At 39.0% G+C, this 18,025-nt stretch carries 18 protein-coding genes; 3 read left to right on the top strand and 15 right to left on the bottom strand.

The window, feature by feature from the left end; translation table 11 throughout:
- Positions 1-27 precede the first annotated feature (27 nt).
- The 14 genes from rplC to rpsL all read right to left on the bottom strand — a co-directional run bounded on the left by rplC (position 28) and on the right by rpsL (position 14,556).
- Entirely contained in the window at positions 28-657 is a 630-nt protein-coding gene (gene rplC / locus IGJ32_RS00315; RefSeq protein ID WP_002290445.1) for a 50S ribosomal protein L3, read from the bottom strand.
- A 30-nt stretch (positions 658-687) separates the two neighbouring features.
- Complete coding sequence (gene rpsJ / locus IGJ32_RS00310) at positions 688-996, bottom strand: 30S ribosomal protein S10 (protein ID WP_010720450.1); 309 nt, start codon at positions 994-996, stop codon at positions 688-690.
- Positions 997-1,455: 459 nt separating this feature from the next.
- Positions 1,456-2,355 (bottom strand): ketose-bisphosphate aldolase, encoded by a 900-nt coding sequence (locus IGJ32_RS00305; protein ID WP_034697718.1) that lies wholly within the window; start codon positions 2,353-2,355, stop codon positions 1,456-1,458.
- Between the two features lie 18 nt (positions 2,356-2,373).
- Entirely contained in the window at positions 2,374-3,225 is an 852-nt protein-coding gene (locus tag IGJ32_RS00300) for a class II fructose-bisphosphate aldolase (protein WP_342081893.1), read from the bottom strand.
- Between the two features lie 24 nt (positions 3,226-3,249).
- Positions 3,250-4,332 (bottom strand): PTS fructose transporter subunit IIC, encoded by a 1,083-nt coding sequence (locus IGJ32_RS00295; RefSeq protein WP_126342725.1) that lies wholly within the window; start codon positions 4,330-4,332, stop codon positions 3,250-3,252.
- Positions 4,333-4,347: 15 nt separating this feature from the next.
- Positions 4,348-4,662 carry a PTS fructose transporter subunit IIB gene (locus IGJ32_RS00290; RefSeq protein ID WP_342081892.1) on the bottom strand — a complete coding sequence of 105 codons (315 nt, stop codon included), beginning with the start codon at positions 4,660-4,662 and terminating at the stop codon, positions 4,348-4,350.
- Positions 4,663-4,682: 20 nt separating this feature from the next.
- Complete coding sequence (locus tag IGJ32_RS00285) at positions 4,683-5,171, bottom strand: PTS sugar transporter subunit IIA (RefSeq protein ID WP_053766556.1); 489 nt, start codon at positions 5,169-5,171, stop codon at positions 4,683-4,685.
- 1 nt (position 5,172) lies between these two features.
- The gene (locus IGJ32_RS00280) at positions 5,173-6,642 is read right to left on the bottom strand and encodes a BglG family transcription antiterminator (protein ID WP_126342727.1); all 1,470 of its coding nucleotides are present in this window, start codon (positions 6,640-6,642) and stop codon (positions 5,173-5,175) included.
- A gap of 240 nt (positions 6,643-6,882) precedes the next feature.
- The gene (gene nagE, locus IGJ32_RS00275; RefSeq protein ID WP_228197575.1) at positions 6,883-8,859 is read right to left on the bottom strand and encodes an N-acetylglucosamine-specific PTS transporter subunit IIBC; all 1,977 of its coding nucleotides are present in this window, start codon (positions 8,857-8,859) and stop codon (positions 6,883-6,885) included.
- A 9-nt stretch (positions 8,860-8,868) separates the two neighbouring features.
- Positions 8,869-9,705, bottom strand: a complete 837-nt coding sequence (locus tag IGJ32_RS00270) for a PRD domain-containing protein (RefSeq protein ID WP_373169113.1) — start codon at positions 9,703-9,705, stop codon at positions 8,869-8,871.
- A gap of 353 nt (positions 9,706-10,058) precedes the next feature.
- The gene (tuf, locus tag IGJ32_RS00265) at positions 10,059-11,246 is read right to left on the bottom strand and encodes an elongation factor Tu (RefSeq protein WP_010720459.1); all 1,188 of its coding nucleotides are present in this window, start codon (positions 11,244-11,246) and stop codon (positions 10,059-10,061) included.
- Positions 11,247-11,417: 171 nt separating this feature from the next.
- Positions 11,418-13,502 (bottom strand): elongation factor G, encoded by a 2,085-nt coding sequence (gene fusA / locus IGJ32_RS00260; protein WP_010720460.1) that lies wholly within the window; start codon positions 13,500-13,502, stop codon positions 11,418-11,420.
- 78 nt (positions 13,503-13,580) lie between these two features.
- Positions 13,581-14,051, bottom strand: a complete 471-nt coding sequence (rpsG, locus tag IGJ32_RS00255) for a 30S ribosomal protein S7 (protein ID WP_010720461.1) — start codon at positions 14,049-14,051, stop codon at positions 13,581-13,583.
- Positions 14,052-14,142: 91 nt separating this feature from the next.
- Positions 14,143-14,556, bottom strand: coding sequence for a 30S ribosomal protein S12 (gene rpsL / locus IGJ32_RS00250; protein ID WP_002294318.1), 414 nt, complete (start codon positions 14,554-14,556; stop codon positions 14,143-14,145).
- A gap of 308 nt (positions 14,557-14,864) precedes the next feature.
- On the opposite strand from rpsL, the gene rpiA reads away from it, so the two are divergent.
- The 3 genes from rpiA to gpmA all read left to right on the top strand — a co-directional run bounded on the left by rpiA (position 14,865) and on the right by gpmA (position 17,262).
- On the top strand, positions 14,865-15,548 hold the full coding sequence (gene rpiA / locus IGJ32_RS00245; RefSeq protein ID WP_010736793.1) for a ribose-5-phosphate isomerase RpiA: 684 nt from the start codon (positions 14,865-14,867) through the stop codon (positions 15,546-15,548).
- Positions 15,549-15,685: 137 nt separating this feature from the next.
- Complete coding sequence (locus tag IGJ32_RS00240) at positions 15,686-16,267, top strand: recombinase family protein (RefSeq protein ID WP_010720463.1); 582 nt, start codon at positions 15,686-15,688, stop codon at positions 16,265-16,267.
- A 308-nt stretch (positions 16,268-16,575) separates the two neighbouring features.
- Positions 16,576-17,262 carry a 2,3-diphosphoglycerate-dependent phosphoglycerate mutase gene (gene gpmA / locus IGJ32_RS00235; protein ID WP_010720464.1) on the top strand — a complete coding sequence of 229 codons (687 nt, stop codon included), beginning with the start codon at positions 16,576-16,578 and terminating at the stop codon, positions 17,260-17,262.
- Positions 17,263-17,316: 54 nt separating this feature from the next.
- Here gpmA and deoD read toward each other — a convergent pair whose 3' ends face one another.
- Positions 17,317-18,024 carry a purine-nucleoside phosphorylase gene (gene deoD, locus IGJ32_RS00230; protein WP_010720465.1) on the bottom strand — a complete coding sequence of 236 codons (708 nt, stop codon included), beginning with the start codon at positions 18,022-18,024 and terminating at the stop codon, positions 17,317-17,319.
- Position 18,025 lies beyond the last annotated feature (1 nt).

The raw sequence follows: 18,025 nt of genomic DNA, 5'->3' as shown, positions 1-18,025 counted from the left end.
TCCTTAGTTCCTCCTTTCTTCCTACTATTATTTAGCTTTCACAGCTGATTTGATAGTGATTAATGATTTTTTAGCTCCAGGAACATTTCCTTTAATTAAGATAACGTTTCTTTCTGCATCAACGCGAACAACTTCCAAGTTTTGGATTGTTACGCGGTTGCCACCCATACGGCCAGCAAGACGTTTGTTTTTGAATACACGGTTAGGTGCAACTGGACCCATTGACCCAGGACGACGATGGTAGCGAGAACCGTGAGCCATTGGTCCGCGGCTTTGGCCGTGACGTTTGATAACCCCTTGGAATCCTTTACCTTTCGTAGTACCTGTTACATCAATAATGTCTCCTGCTTGGAAAACATCTACTGTAATTTCTTTTCCTACTTCATATTCTCCTAGCTCAACATTTTTGAATTCACGAATGAAGCGCTTAGGAGCCGTGTTTGCTTTTGCAACATGACCTTTCGCAGGTTTGTTTGATAAAACTTCACGCATATCTTGGTAACCAACTTGAATAGCTTCGTAGCCATCAGTTTCCATTGTTTTCACTTGTAGCACTACGTTTGGAGTAGCTTCTACAACAGTTACTGGAATTAATTCGCCAGATTCAGTGAAGATTTGTGTCATTCCCACTTTTTTCCCTAAGATTCCTTTGGTCATGAGTACACCTCCATTAATTTTATTTTAATATTATAGTTTGATTTCGATGTTAACACCAGATGGTAAGTCTAGCTTCATCAAAGCATCAACAGTTTTTGGTGTTGGGTTCACAATGTCGATAAGACGTTTGTGTGTACGCATTTCGAATTGTTCGCGTGAATCTTTGTATTTGTGAGTCGCACGAATAACTGTGTAAAGACTGCGTTCAGTTGGTAATGGAATTGGACCAGACACGCTAGCTCCAGTTCTTTTTGCAGTTTCCACGATTTTATCCGCCGCTTGATCTAAAATACGGTGTTCATACGCTTTTAAACGGATACGAATTTTTTGTTTTGCCATCTTGTTCCCTCCTTCGCCTATTTTGAAAAGTAGACATAGCTCCACGAAAATTTCCGTCACGCTCGTTCGTGGCAAAGCGTCCGGGCGTGTCGCAACCTCTCGTTTCTTAGCCGACGAAATCCTATAGATCACGTCTGTGACATTTACGTTTAGGTAAACGCACCTTTGTAATTATAATATATCTAAATCCACAAAGCAAGGCTTTTTTCCTGTAAAAAACAATTTGTTTTCATAAGTTTTCATTTAGATAACTTTAGATGCCTCTTATCCTTAAATGTCACATTTTATTTCTACTAAACTTCCTTCCTATAGTAGTTCGCCTATCTTCAGTTATTCAAAAAAACCGCAGAACCCCCAATTATGTTGGTTTCTACGGTTTTTTATTCTATTAACTATCGGAAGTGATAGACGATCTAAGCCATACACTTTTCTTGAAAAACAAAGTTTGGATTATTTTTTTTAGTTCTGTTCTTGTCGCCAAGGTTGAATATTCGCTTGACGATAGACTTTTGCTTGGTTGATTGAATGGAAGAGTTCCATCTTTTGCTTCACCACTTCTTTTGCTGCTGCGATACATTCAGGATAAATGGCATTTGGATCCCATAGCTCTGTTGTAGCTAAGATTTCACGACACTTTTTATAAAAAGCATATTTATAGTCGGATGAAATATTGACTTTCTGAATACCGATTTGCACTGCTTTTGCAATTTCTTCGTCTGGGTTAGCAGATCCTCCATGTAAAACTAGCGGAATGGTTACTTTTTCTTTAATACTTGTTAAAACATCCATTTTCAATGCTGGCTTGACATCTTTTGGATAGATACCATGAGCGGTTCCGATTGCCACCGCTAACGAATCGATTCCTGTACGTTCCACAAATTCCTGTGCATCTTCCGGCTTCGTATAAATGACTTCCGATACACCGCCTTCTACTGAAGTACCCGTGTTACCAATCGTTCCTAGTTCGCCTTCAACCGAAACCCCGATCTTATGGCAAACATCTACCACTTCTTTTGTTAGTGCAATATTTTCTTCAAATGGCAACAAGGAGCCGTCGATCATAACTGAACTAAACCCACAATGAATCCCTCGCATGATACTTGCTAAGCTATCGCCATGATCCATATGGATAACGAAAGGCACAGCGCTGTTTTTCGCTCGGCTCACTGCATATTGGAAAAACTCATCTTTGGTAAAGTCTAATTCTGTCGGATGGACTGCAATGATTGCGGGTGCATCATTTTCTTCTGCCGCCTCAATGACTACTCGTAAAAAGTTGCTGTCAGCAACGTTAAACGCCCCTACTGCAAAATGATTTTCCTTGGCAATTTCTAACATTTGATTCATATTGATTAACATCGTCTATTTTCTCCATTTCTATGATTTATTGGTTGAACCTGATAGTTGAATGTATTGCTGAACTAACTCTTTTCCTGCTATGACTGTTTGTTGGATGAGAGTGGGGTATTCGATCGTTGGCTCCTGTTGTAGAAGCTGTTGGCATCTTTGTTGTTGCGCCTTCATAAAATCAGAACCAACATTAATCTTATTGATTCCTAACTCAATGGATTGGCGAATGTTGTCTTTTCCCGCTCCTGACCCCCCATGTAAAACTAACGGAAGTTGAGTCTTCTCTTTTATTTCTTGGACAATATCGAAACGAAAACGTGGTTTGTACCCTTTAGGATAATCTCCGTGACTGGAGCCATAGGAAATCGCTAAGCAGTCCACACCCGTTTCATTGATCAATCGGATTGCTTCTGCTGGGTCCGTACACATGGCATCATCTGTAAAATGGTCGCCTGTGACTGCCCCCATATTTCCTACTTCTGCTTCTACGCTCGCATCATACGTTTGGGCAAATTGAACCATCGCTCTCGTTATTTCGATATTCTGATCCAAGGGATACATCGAAGCATCCATCATGACGCTGGAAAATCCTTCTTGTAAGCACTGTTTGACAAATGCGATGTCTTGACCATGATCTAGATTAATCGCTACTTCGACTTTGGCATCCTGTGCCATACGGATGATGGGCTTCGTTAAATAATGATAATTGATGTGTTGCTTTAAGTGATCTTGCAATAAATCTATGATGATCGGCGCATGTAATTCCTCAGCAGCTTGGATCGTTGCTTTAGTTGTTTCTAGATTAAAGCAATTGATCGCCATGACAGCATAGTTTTCTTGATTTGCTTTTTTGAGCATCTCTTTCATTGACACATACATATCAAATCCTTCTCTCTGCAGTTTTTAAGATAATTTAATAGAAGAAAAATCTACTTCTTCCTCTTCTTCCTCTACGACAGGGTGTTCAGCTGGCGCCTTTTTCAAAACAAACAATAGAATGCCGGTAACTGCAGAACCAATCAATAAGGCAAAGGTAAACTTTAACGGATCCGTCATTGCTGGGATAATAAAGACCCCACCAGAAGGAACTGGTGACCCAATTCCCCACGACATACTCAAACCTCCGCCAATCGCTGCACCAGCTGTACACGAAATGATCACACGAAGCGGATCAACTGCCGCTAAGGGGATAACGCCTTCCGTAATCATGCAAAGTCCCATCGGAAAAGCAATCTTAATGTTGTTTTCTTCTTCTTTTGAATATTTTGTTTGCCGAAATAACTTAGATAAAACCCATGAAATGGTGACACCGAAAGGCGGAACCATTGACGCTAACACTTTCACAGCTTCTGGTTCTTGCACACCTTCCAAAAGCATCCCATCAGCAAACAATGAGGCTACCTTATTGACTGGTCCACCAAAATCAAAGGCAGCCATCCCACCGACAATTGACCCAAAGAGGAATTTCCCAGAACCTTGTAGTCCTTGTAAAAAATCGGTCATCGCTTCTGTTGCCCAAACAATCGGCACACCTACCACGAAAAACATCAATAAACCGATACTAAGGGTCGCTAACAGTGGGATGATCATCATCGGCATCAATCCTTGTGCCCACTTAGGAACTTTGAGATATTTCACCAATAACAGGACAAAGAACCCCACCAAGTAACCGCCTAACATACCACCTAAAAAACCTGCGCCAATGGCATTGGCAATTAACCCCATAAACAAACCTGGACCAATCCCTGGGCGATCGGCAATGGAATAGGCAATCGCTGCAGAAATCACTGGAGCCAATAATCCCATGCCCAAAACCCCTAGAGAAACTAAGGCATCGGGTACAGAATAAGACGTTTGATAATCATTGATGACTTGCCCACCTGTTAAATTCCCAATAGCGATCAAGAGTCCAGCGGTCACAACAACTGGTAACATGTATGAAATAGCTGTCAGTGCATGCTTTTTTAATTGTAGTTGACGAAGCATCCAATTCCTCTCCTTTTATGTTTTACTGAGTTCTTCTTCAATTTTAGTAATCAACCCTTTCGGTGCTTTAATGACCATGTTCGTAGGAATCTCAATCACTTTTTTTCCTTTGAACCGCTCCTTGCCACCAATTTTGATATCTGCTGCAATAATGACGACATCTGCCTGCTTGATCTCCTCCTTCGATAACTCGTCTTCTGTACCAATTGTTCCTTGTGTTTCGATGTGCACTTCATGTCCTAATGCTTTTGCTGCTTTTTCTAATTTTTGTTTGGCAATATACGTATGTGCAATTCCTGAAGTACAGGCTGCTACTCCGACGATCTTCATTTTTTCTTCCTCCTTTTCTTTTAGACAGTTGGTTCTTTTGCTAATAGTTCCATTAATTCTGCTTTACTAGTTGCCTGATTCATTTTTTCGATAATGGTATCTTCTGCTAATAACATTGCTACTTTTTGTAATAATTTGATATGAACGGTATTGGCATCTGTATCTTTTACTGCAAATAAGATAATGACCTTTACAGGCTGCTCATCTAATGATTCCCAAGGGATCGGGGTCTCGACTTTACCCACAACCAAAGAAGTCTGAATGACACTCGCTGATTTTCCGTGGGGAATCGCCACACCGTTTCCAATCCCTGTGATTCCTTCTTTCTCCCGTTGAAAGACATCTGATGAAAAATCATCAACATCTTTGATAATGCCGTTTTCTTTTAGTAATTCACTTAATTCGAGAATCGCTTCTTTTTTTGTTTTCGCTTTCATTTCTAAACGTATCAGTTTTTCTGTAATCACATTTGCGATACTAAATTCTGACATTACCTGTTTTGTAACCATTTCACATCTCTCCTAACATTTGCTTCACACGTTTTTCGTCTTGCTTGGTAAATACTGAGTTTACTAATATCGTGGGAATCTTCGGTGGCTCATTCAAACAAACCGTTGTTAAAATCAAATCGATCTTACTAAATTCCGCTTGGTTTTTCTGGTACTGCCGAGAAGATAAAACAGCAATAATCTCTAATTCAGGAAAGGCTTTTTTTACTTTGACTTTCAATAGTTCTGAAGTTCCAACACCACTACTACACATGATCAATACACGTTTTTTTATTGGGGCTAACTCTTTGTATCTCACAAAGTATAATGTTAAAAATCCAATTTCATCTTTGGATATATGGTTTGTATGAAATTTTTTTTGGACCATTTTACTGACAAATTCTACTAATTGAAACGTTTCCTGGTACTCTAATTCAATATCGTGCAATAAATCATTTTTGATTGTGATCTCATGTTTTAATCGATACAATAGCGGCTGAATGTGACTATACAAATCATGTCGGTTTCGTTCTTGATCAATCGCCACTCCCATGAGCCGGCTCATCGTAGCAGAAAAAAAACGGGTGATTTCTTCAGCTTCATTTGAGATATTTTGATGTTTAATCGAACCATTTTCGATCCTGGAGGAAATCAAGTATTGAAAAAGATAAAAAGTTTCACTTTCAGGGAGAGTCGTATTTAAATATTGACCTAATTTGTGCATGACTTGCTTTGATAGTTGGTACAGTTCCTGGTTATAATGGATCAACGCCTGATCTTCTTCATCTAAATCCCACGTATCTTCTTCTAAATACACGACCCCTTCACGGAAGCGTTTGACTAAGATATAAATATGAGAAAAAATATTCATTGCATATGGATATGCAATTCGGCTGACTAGTTTTTGTTCGATAAACTCAACGATCGAAGTAATAAAATTGATATCAAATGAGCTGATCATTGGGTGACTAGGAACCACTTGTTTATCTTCCAATAAATGGATACTTAATAGCATATTCACTACTTTACGAATATGTTTTTCTGTTCCTTCGATACCAATTCGGGTACCTTGTCGTTTAAGTTGGAGGTGGTTTTTCATTAAAAATAAACTGATCTTAGCCAAATCATTACTAATTACCGGATCACTCACATAATACGGATGGAACAATTCATTGATTAATAACTTCTTGGGTGCCTTAAACAACAAATTAAGCAAAATCGCATTTCTTCTTTCCAAAGGTCCTTGACTCGTTCGACTTTCATTATGCGTTGCACTCACATTTAAATATTTATCGTAGTCTAACCGAAATCCTTTGCCTGCCTCTGCCAAAATGATTTCCCCGTTTTCAGACACATCATTTATCTTTTTAATCGTACGGTAGACCGTTTTCGTAGAAACATGGGCAAATTCAGCTAACTCCTGAGCTGTAAGGGATAAGCCATGTTTAACAAAGTATTCGACCATTTCTTTCTCTCTTTTGCTTAGCTGCATTTGTTCAACCTCCTTGTTTATACTATAACGGAATTTTCTGACAACTCATTTTTTGTTCTGTCCATTACTCTGGACATTTTTAAAAGCGTTTACAAAAAGTGGCAAAAAAGACAAAAAACACCGAAGCAGGCAAAAACCTGTCTTCGGTGTTTTACATGATACATCAGAGTACATAAAAGTGATGAATAGACGAAACGATAAAAATAAGCAACTATTGATTGGTGTCAGTAGTTTTCTTCCTTAATTACTCTTAACATGACCAATCACAGCATTTGCTTTAACTACCCCACTAGCATCCATCGTTAGCTTCGCCACTTTTTCACCATTGGTAAAAGCAACGATCAGATCTGATTGTTTGTTTGCCGATTGTAGTGCCACCAAGTCCATGGTTGCAATTAATTGACCACGTGCGACTTTTTGTCCCTCTTCAACGTAGATCGTAAAAGGCGCTCCTTTTAAGTTCACGGTATCGATCCCCATATGCAAGAGAACTTCAATTCCTGATTCCGTTTTGATACCAACTGCATGTTTCGTTGGAAAAATATTGATAATCGTACCAGCGATTGGAGCAAACACTTCGCCATTCGTTGGTAGAACCGCAAACCCGTCTCCCATCATTTTTTGTGAAAAGACATCATCTGCCACTTCTGTGATTGGCATTAGCTTCCCATTTGCTACCGCAAAAATATCTTGGTTTTGTGGATCAACGACTGTTTTGGTTGTCACAGTAGGCGTGGACTGAGCAGTTCCTTTGCTGCTACTTCCATGAATTTTTTTCATTTCATCTGCAACAAATTGGACTTCCGTTCCAACGATCACTTGAATATTTTTGGCATCAATTACTTTCAGACCTGGAACGCCAGTCGCTTTGATTTTCCCTTGATCAACTTTTGCCGTATCTTTTACATACAAGCGTAAACGTGTCGTGCAATTGTCAATGGAAACAACGTTCGCTGCACCACCTAATGCTTGATAAAGTTGATTAGCTAGCGTGGCAAATCGATTGTCACCAGTTGGCACTGTTCCTACTTCCCCATTTTCTGCAACTCCAGTATCTTCTTCACGCCCCGGCGTCATCAAATTGAATTTTTTGATGACAAATAAAAATGTAAAGTAATAAATCACACCCATCGCCAAGCCTAATACCAATAGCATTAATGGTTGATTGGCAATAGGTACACGTAAGCTTAAAAAGAAATCAATAAAGCCGGCGCTGAAATTAAAGCCCGCTGTCCAATGGAAGGTTGCTGCGATAAACATCGAAATCCCTGTTAAAGCAGCATGAACGACGTACAATGGCCAAGCGACAAACATAAATGAAAATTCTAACGGTTCAGTCACTCCTGTAAAGAAAGAAGCGAAAGCGGCAGCTAACATCAAAGATGCAGTCACTTTTTTCTTTTCTGGTCGCGCACATTGATAGATAGCAAGTGCACCAGCAGGTAACCCAAACATCATGACCGGGAAGAATCCAGCTTGATACATACCGGTGACTCCTTTTACCCCTTCACTTGCCCAGAATTTACCGATATCATCAATTCCAGCCAAATTGAACCAAAAAACATTGTTCAGTGCATGGTGTAAACCAGTTGGAATCAGCAAACGGTTGAAGAAGCCATATAGACCAGCACCTAACGCGCCCATTCCAGAGATCAATTCACCGAAACTAACCAATGTATCATAAACTGGTGGCCAAACAAAAATCAATAAAGCAGAAATAATTGCCATTAAACCAGCTGTTACGATCGGTACTGCTCGTTTTCCACTAAAGAAAGATAACGCCATTGGCAATTTAACTCCGCTGAAGCGATTATACATTGCACCAGCGACTAAGCCTGCCAAAATTCCAATAAATACATTTTTATTATTGATTGCATCAAAAGCGATATTCACTTTTTCAACATCCACTTTAGTAAACAATGCGACAGAAGCACTATTGACTAATGTGACTGGTGCTAAAAAGGCGATCAATCCTGCCAATGCTGATGAACCATCTTTGTCTTTAGACATCCCCAATGCTAACCCAACAGCAAAAATGATTCCTAAATTATCTAAGACTGTTCCTCCAGCTTTGATCATAAAAGCGGCAAAAATGTTATTGCCACCCCAACCAGTCGGATCGATCCAATAACCAATCCCCATGAATAAAGCAGCTACTGGTAGGGTTGCTACTGGTAACATCAAGGAACGTCCCATTCGTTGTAAGTATGTTTTCATTTTGTTCTCCTATTCTGTTGTCCCTCGCAAGCGTTCGATATGAATAACTAAATAACCAAGTTCTTCGCTTGTAATAGACATTTGATATTGTTTAGTTAAAAGTACTCGAATTTTTTTTGCGACTGCATAACTTCCTGAATATTTTCGTTTGACTATCTCAATAATCTCCTCGTCTAAGACCGCATACTGCTGATTGTGATACCGTTGGATCAACAACCGAAGATGGTTTACTAAACGAGAATAATTCAGTGCCATTTGTTCGGAATGGATATCGATCCTCAGCTCTTTTTCAATCAACTGGATAATTTCCGACACGATCGTGACTTCGCGAATGCTACGATGATTACTAGTTTGTCCGCTATGACCACTATGGATATGTATCGCTATATAACCCGCTTCATCATATGTATAAGGAATAGCTAAAGTGTGATTCAAATAATCAACTGCCCATTGCGCAATACTAAATTCTTCGTGGTACAGCGCCTCGATTTCTCGCAGTAATTTATTTCGAATAACAATTCCATTACGAATATTTTCAGCAGCAAAAGCAATATGATCCGTTAACGCGATCAACACATGCTCATTCAGCTTTTTCATTAAAACTGTTTCTGCATGATCAATAATGTGTTCAGCAGCAAAAAGAAACTTTTCGTCAATTTGATTCAGCAAACTTTGTAGTTTCATTTGACTTTCTGGCTCCATCACAAACATCCGCTCAATTTCTCGATGAAAAATCAAGTCATTGCGCTTTTTATCGAATCCAACACCTTTACCAATTGCGACCTTTTCTTGTCCATCGTCATCGACTAAGACCGCATTTTGATTAAAAATCTTTTTGATTTTCATAATAATAACCCTTTTTCTGCAGAATTAAAGTTACTTCATGGACCAATCATCCTTTATCAATCTTAAGCTTGACAACAAAAAAAGCATAGAAAAATTCCACCAAAGTCTCCTTATCGACGGAATCTTCCCATGCCTAGTATGATCTAGTCACATGAAAAATAAATATGTTAACGCTTTAATTTTATCGAGGGAACGTTTTTTTGTCAACATCTTTTTTTCCTTTTGTCAAACAAAATGCTTTCATTTACTCAATAAAGTTTAAAATAAGCCATAAAAAAAGCCATGATGTCTAATGACACCATGACTTTTTATTGTCCGAATACAATGTTGCTTACAATTCAGTTGATCAAAGATTAAGCTTTGATTTCAGTAACGACACCGGCACCAACTGTACGTCCGCCTTCACGGATTGAGAATTTAGTACCGTTTTCGATAGCGATTGGGTGGATTAATTCAACTTCCATTGTTACGTTGTCGCCAGGCATAACCATTTCAGTTCCTTCTGGTAATTCAACAACACCTGTTACGTCAGTTGTACGGAAGTAGAATTGTGGACGGTAGTTAGTGAAGAATGGAGTATGACGTCCACCTTCTTCTTTTGTCAACACGTATACTTCTGCAGAGAATTTTGTATGAGGTGTGATTGTACCTGGTTTAGCTAAAACTTGTCCACGTTGGATGTCTTCACGTGCAACACCACGTAGTAAAGCACCAATGTTGTCTCCAGCTTCAGCGTAGTCTAATAATTTACGGAACATTTCAACACCAGTAACTGTTGTTTGAGCTGTTTCTTCTGCGATACCAACGATATCTACAACGTCACCAACGCGAACTTGTCCACGTTCAACACGACCTGTAGCAACAGTACCACGACCAGTGATTGAGAATACGTCTTCGACTGGCATCATGAATGGTTTGTCGTTGTCACGTTCTGGAGTTGGGATATATTCGTCAACTGCAGCCATCAATTCAAGGATTTTTTCTTCGTATGAAGCGTCGCCTTCTAAAGCTTTCAAAGCTGAACCAGCAACTACAGGAACATCGTCACCAGGGAATTCGTATTCTGTTAATAAGTCACGAACTTCCATTTCAACTAATTCTAGTAATTCTTCGTCGTCAACCATATCTACTTTGTTCAAGAATACAACGATATATGGAACACCAACTTGACGAGATAATAGGATATGTTCACGAGTTTGAGGCATAGGACCATCAGCAGCAGATACTACTAAGATAGCTCCGTCCATTTGAGCAGCACCAGTGATCATGTTTTTAACGTAGTCCGCGTGTCCTGGGCAGTCAACGTGAGCGTAGTGACGAGTGTCAGTTTCGTACTCAACGTGAGCTGTTGAAATTGTGATTCCGCGTTCGCGTTCTTCTGGAGCACCATCGATTTGATCGTAAGCCATAGCTTGGCCGCCGTTTTTCTTAGATAGTACAGTTGTGATTGCTGCTGTTAAAGTTGTTTTACCGTGGTCAACGTGTCCGATTGTACCAATGTTAACGTGTGGTTTAGAACGGTCAAATTTTTCTTTTGCCATTTTAAAATGTCCTCCTAAAAATACAATATATTTTTTATTTGTCTGATAGGTATGTGATAAACCAAAAGTCTATCACATGCCCATATCATCGATAATTATTTTACACGAAACTATATTAAAAATACAGTCTCTTTAGATAATCTGTCAAACAGACGATCTTGTTTTAAGAAATTATTCAGCTTTACCGCCGTTTTTCTTAATGATTTCTTCTTGGACTGATTTAGGAACATCTTCATAGTGGTCAAATACCATCATAAATGTACCGCGTCCTTGAGTTGCTGAACGCAATGTTGTTGCGTAACCGAACATTTCAGCCAATGGAACAATCGCATTAACGATTTGTGAGTTACCATGTGCTTCCATACCTTCAACGCGACCGCGTCGGCTAGTTACGTGTCCCATGATATCACCTAAGTAATCTTCTGGAACAGTAATCGTTACTTTCATCATTGGTTCTAAAATAACAGGACGTGCGTGTTTTGCAGCAGCTCTTAAAGCCATAGATGCAGCAACACGGAAGGCTGTTTCATTTGAATCGACGTCATGGTATGAACCATCGTAAAGTTTTGCTTTGATATCCACTAATGGATAGCCAGCAAGAACACCGTTATTCATAGATTCTTCTAGTCCTTTTTCAACAGCAGGGATGTATTCACGAGGAACGACCCCACCGACGATTGCATTTTCAAATTCGAAGCCTTTACCTTCTTCGTTTGGTGTAAATTCAACCCATACGTGACCGTATTGACCTTTACCACCAGACTGACGTACGAATTTACCTTCAGCTTTTGTTGCTTCACGGAATGTTTCACGGTATGAAACTTGTGGAGCACCAACGTTTGCTTCAACTTTAAATTCACGTTTCATACGGTCTACTAAAACGTCTAAGTGCAACTCACCCATACCTGAGATAACAGTTTCACCAGTTTCAACGTTTGTTTCAACTCGGAATGAAGGATCTTCTTCAGCAAGTTTTTGCAACGCAACACCCATTTTATCTTGGTCTGCTTTTGATTTAGGTTCAACAGCAACTTGGATAACTGGGTCAGGGAATTCGATTGACTCAAGAATAACCGGTGAGTCTAATGCACATAATGTATCCCCAGTTGTTGTATCTTTCAATCCAACAGCAGCGGCGATATCACCTGAGTACACTTTATCAATTTCTTGACGAGTGTTGGCGTGCATTTGTAGAATACGTCCGATACGTTCTTTTTTGCCTTTAGAAGCGTTCAATACATATGAACCACTTTCAAGGACACCAGAATAAACACGGAAGAAAGTTAGACGACCTACGAATGGATCAGTCATTACTTTAAACGCTAATGAAGCAAAAGGAGCTTCATCGTCAGCTGGACGTGTTGTTTCTTCGTCTGTTTTTGTATCGATCCCTTTGATTGCTTCGATATCAACTGGAGAAGGCAAGTAATCAAGAACGGCATCCAACATTAATTGAACCCCTTTGTTCTTGAACGCTGAACCAGCTAATACAGGGAAGAATTCAACATTAATTGTTGCACGGCGGATACCAGCAATCAATTCTTCTTGTGTGATTTCTTCACCTTCAAGATATTTCATCATTAGTTCTTCGTCTGTTTCAGCAACAGCTTCGACTAATTTTTCGCGCCATTCTTGAGCTTGTTCTAAATATTCTTCAGGAATTTCAGTTTCTTGAATATCTGTTCCTAAGTCATTTGTATAGATTTCAGCTTTCATTTTAACCAAGTCGATGATACCAGTGAAGTTTTCTTCAGCACCGATTGGCAATTGGATTGGATGCGCGTTTGCTTGCAAACGATCATGCAATGATTTTACTGAGTACAAGAAGTCCGCACCGATTTTATCCATTTTGTTACAGAATACGATACGAGGCACTCGGTACTCAGTTGCTTGACGCCAAACTGTTTCAGTTTGAGGTTCAACACCTGACTGTGAGTCAAGTACAGTTACCGCACCATCTAATACACGTAGAGAACGTTGAACTTCAATTGTGAAGTCTACGTGTCCTGGTGTGTCGATGATGTTTACACGGTAACCTTTCCACTGCGCTGTAGTCGCAGCAGATGTAATTGTGATACCACGTTCTTGTTCTTGTTCCATCCAGTCCATTTGTGAAGCTCCTTCGTGGGTTTCACCAATTTTATGGATTTTACCAGTATAGTACAAGATACGCTCTGTTGTTGTAGTTTTACCTGCATCAACGTGAGCCATGATACCAATATTACGAGTTTTTTCTAGCGAAAATTCTCTTGCCATTTTCTTACTCCTCTCTTTATTTAAATCGATTGTAAATTGACTTTCTGCTGTCGTTTAACCCAACAGGCAGAGAGGATCTTACCAACGATAATGAGCAAATGCACGGTTGGCATCAGCCATTTTATGAGTGTCTTCACGTTTTTTAACAGAAGCACCAGTGTTGTTTGCAGCATCCATGATTTCTTTTGCTAAGCGTTCTTCCATTGTGTGTTCACCGCGCAAGCGAGCGTAGTTTACTACCCAACGAAGAGCTAAAGTTGTACGACGTTCAGGGCGAACTTCAACTGGTACTTGATAGTTTGAACCCCCAACACGACGTGCTTTAACTTCAAGAACAGGCATAACATTTTTCATAGCTTGTTCAAACACTTCTAATGGATCATTACCTGTAGATTCTTTAATCAAATCAAAGGCGTTATAAATAATACTAGCTGCAACACCGCGTTTTCCGTCAACCATTACACGGTTGATCAAGCGAGTTACTAATTTTGAGTTATAAATAGGATCTGGTAAAACATCACGTTTTGCAACAGGACCTTTACGTGGCATCCGTAACTCCTCCTTCCGAAATATTCTTCATAGTAATTGCCTTACTCTCTTAACATAGTAAGAACAAGTTTCATTTGTTTAATAATTAAAATTAAGCTTTAGGTTTTTTAGTACCGTATTTAGAACGGCTTTGTTTACGGTCGTTTACACCAGCTGTATCAAGTGCACCACGAACGATATGGTAACGTACCCCTGGTAAGTCTTTTACACGTCCACCACGTAGTAATACTACGCTATGTTCTTGTAAGTTGTGACCAATCCCTGGGATATAAGCAGTAACTTCAATTAAGTTTGACAAACGAACACGAGCATATTTACGTAAAGCTGAGTTCGGTTTTTTAGGTGTCATTGTACCCACACGTGTTGCTACCCCACGTTTTTGAGGAGAGTTCACGTTTGTTTGAGTTTTCTTAAAGCTGTTATATCCTTTGTTCAAAGCAGGTGAATTAGATTTTTCCACCTTTGATTTACGAGGTTTACGTACTAATTGGTTAATTGTAGGCATTCCTTGTTTCCTCCTTCCCACGATTCGCGTCTAGTTCCACACATCCAGGTGGTTCTTTTTTTGCGATAAAAAATAAATGCAATTCTGCATCTTTATCAAATATGCTTTGATAAACAGTCAGCACGTCTCTTTACCAGAGACCTGTAGATAAAGCACCTTGGTTAGGATATCATGAATAAAGTACTCTGTCAACCAGTGTTATGTATTTTTTTTAGCCATTTGAAATTAAAAAAAGGACGCTATCTTTTTCCAATCATTCAATATAAAATAGCTATGAATAGAGACGAAAGAAAAGGTGGGAACAACAGATGAATTTGAAACAAGCAGCTGGAATTGAAGCAGCTAAATTTGTGAAGGACGGAATGATCGTTGGTTTGGGTACCGGTTCTACAGCCTATTATATGGTAGAAGAAATTGGTAGAAGAATGCGTGAAGAAGGATTAAACATCACTGGTGTCACTACATCGAATGCCACTAAAGAACAAGCAGAAAAATTAGGTATCCCTCTTAAGAGTATTGATGAAGTACCCGTAGTTGATCTCACGATCGATGGTGCTGATGAAATCAGTAAAGCATTTCAAGGAATTAAAGGTGGTGGCGCAGCATTACTTTTTGAAAAAATTGTTGCTACGTATTCAAAACAAGTCATTTGGATCGTTGATGAATCAAAATTAGTGGAGCAACTTGGGCAGTTCCCTCTTCCAGTAGAAGTGATTCCTTATGGCGCTCAACAATTGATGCGGATCTTTGATGAGAAAGGTTACCAACCTGTTTTACGTCAAACCGAAACAGGTCAGATAGTCAAAACGGACAGTGGTCATTACATTATTGACTTACATTTAGAAGTGATCAATGACCCTGAAGCTTTAGCAACGTACCTTGATCAACTGGTTGGTGTCGTTGAACATGGACTGTTTTTAAATATGGTTTCAAAAGTCGTTGTCGGCTCCGCACAAGGCGTATCAATTATCGACTCACCTCATCAAAAATAACAACCCTGATATTAGTTATAAAAATTAGCAAAAATAGTTCATTTTAAAAACATAAAAAAACTATCTTTTCAATGGACTTTATGCTACATTTTTACTGTTATCTATAGACAGAAAATCATTGCTAGAAAGGAATCACCATGAAGATTATTGGTTATGCACGCACAACCATAAATGATGTTGATCTTACAACACAAGTGGAGCAACTCTCTAATTTTGGTTGTCAGGAGATTTTTCACGAGACATACAAGTCTAAAGATGCGGTGTCTAATAATATTTGTTTAGAAAAAGTAATCAAGGAAATGCGACAAGGCGATACTTTAGTTATCTGTCAACTTCATCGTCTAGGGAAGTCTACTCGTCAGCTAACAGAACTCACACAATTATTCAAAGATCGTGGCTTACACCTAGTTAGTATCCAAGAAGAGATCGATACGCGTACACCGATGGGGAAAATCTATTTTCAACTAATGGAAGGATTAGCCATTATGGAGTGCTCTTTAATCAAGGAACGGACACTTGTCGGGTTAGATGAAGCACGTAAAAAAGGTAAAATCGGGGGTCGTCCAAAAATCGATCCAAAAACAATTAAAAAAATTCGTCGGCTTTATTATGAAAAAAAAGAAACGATCCAATTAATTTCTACTAAATGTGGTGTATCAGTCGGAACCTGTTATAAATATATCAATCTTCCAGAAAAAGAGATTCAGCAATTATCTTAAACGACTGCCTACATCTTGATATTCTTTCATTTAAAAATGGATTGGCGCAACAAACGCAGACTGTCTGCTAAAGACGAATCAACTGTATATAATGAATAGGTAGGTGGATCAATGACAGTGCAGCCATTGATCCACCTACCTCTGTTTATCTGTCACTGTAAGAATTATTTTTGTTTTTTTATCTGTCTATCTTCTGATTTTCCCTTTCATTAACTTCATTTTTCAATGGAAATCTAGTCAAAAAAATTGTACAATAAAGCAGAACTGAAATTTTCAGAAATATAACCTATTTTAAAGGAGAGCTAAACATGCCAAAATTAGTTTTTTCTCGTCATGGTCTTAGTGAATGGAATGCATTAAACCAATTTACTGGTTGGGCTGACGTAAACTTAGCACCAGAAGGAATCGAAGAAGCCAAAGAAGGCGGACGCAAAATCAAAGAAGCTGGAATTGAATTTGATGTTGCTTACACTTCAGTTTTAACTCGTGCCATCAAAACATGTAATTTGATTTTAGAACACTCAGATCAACTTTGGGTTCCTCAAATCAAATCATGGCGCTTAAACGAACGTCATTATGGTAAATTACAAGGATTGAACAAAAAAGAAACAGCTGAAAAATATGGAGATGACCAAGTACACATTTGGCGTCGTTCATACGACACTCTTCCTCCATTGATGGACGAAAGTGACGAAGGTTCTGCTGCAAACGATCGTCGTTATGCAATGTTAGACAAACGCGATATTCCTGGTGGCGAAAACTTGAAAGTTACTTTAGAACGTGCTTTACCATTCTGGCAAGACGAAATTGCTCCAGCTTTACTAGACAACAAAACTGTTTTAGTAGCTGCACATGGTAACTCTCTACGTGCTTTAGCAAAACACATCGAAGGAATTTCTGATGAAGATATCATGGATCTTGAAATTCCAACTGGTCAACCACTTGTTTATGAATTAAACGATGACTTGACAGTTGCTAAAAAATACTATTTATAATAAATAAAAAAAGTGGGCAAGCGATTCAATTGAATCACTCGCTCACTTCTTTTATTAATCTGCGATTGCTGTTTCTAATCCGACTTCGATCATTTCGTTAAATGTCGTTTGTCGTTCTTCTGCAGTTGTTTCTTCTCCGGTAAGCAAATGGTCACTCACCGTCATGATTGCTAATGTTTGGACATGATATTTTGCTCCTAAATAGTATAAAGCAGCTGCTTCCATTTCCACACCTAGCACACCTAATTCAGCTAATTTAAACGTTTCTGTTGAATCATCTTTATAAAATGAATCTTCCGAGAGAACATTCCCTACATGTGTGGTAAATCCTTTGTCTTTTGAAATTTCATACGCCTTCAACAATAAATTAAAATCACTGATCGGCGGAAAATGAAAGGCTTGGAAATTTTTCTCGATCATCGAAGAACTAGTAGCTGCTCCTTGAGCTAAAACAAGATCACGAACATGGACATCTTTAGATAATGCACCACATGTGCCCACTCGTATCAATTTTTTCACACCGTATGAATGAATCAATTCATGGGCATAGATCGTCGCTGACGGCATCCCCATCCCCGTTCCTTGTACCGAAACACGTTCGCCTTTGTAGGTTCCAGTAAAACCTAACATCCCACGAACTTGGTTGTAACATACTGGATCTTCTAAAAATGTTTCAGCAATATATTTTGCTCGTAAAGGATCGCCTGGAAGTAGTATTTTATCAGCGATCTCTCCTTGTTTTGCTTCAATGTGTACGCTCATC

The organism is Enterococcus sp. DIV1639a, assembly GCF_050530445.1.
Lineage (GTDB): Bacteria > Bacillota > Bacilli > Lactobacillales > Enterococcaceae > Enterococcus_B > Enterococcus_B hirae.
Note: the sequence above shows the minus strand (reverse complement) of the source record. Positions and strands in the feature narration are given on the sequence as shown.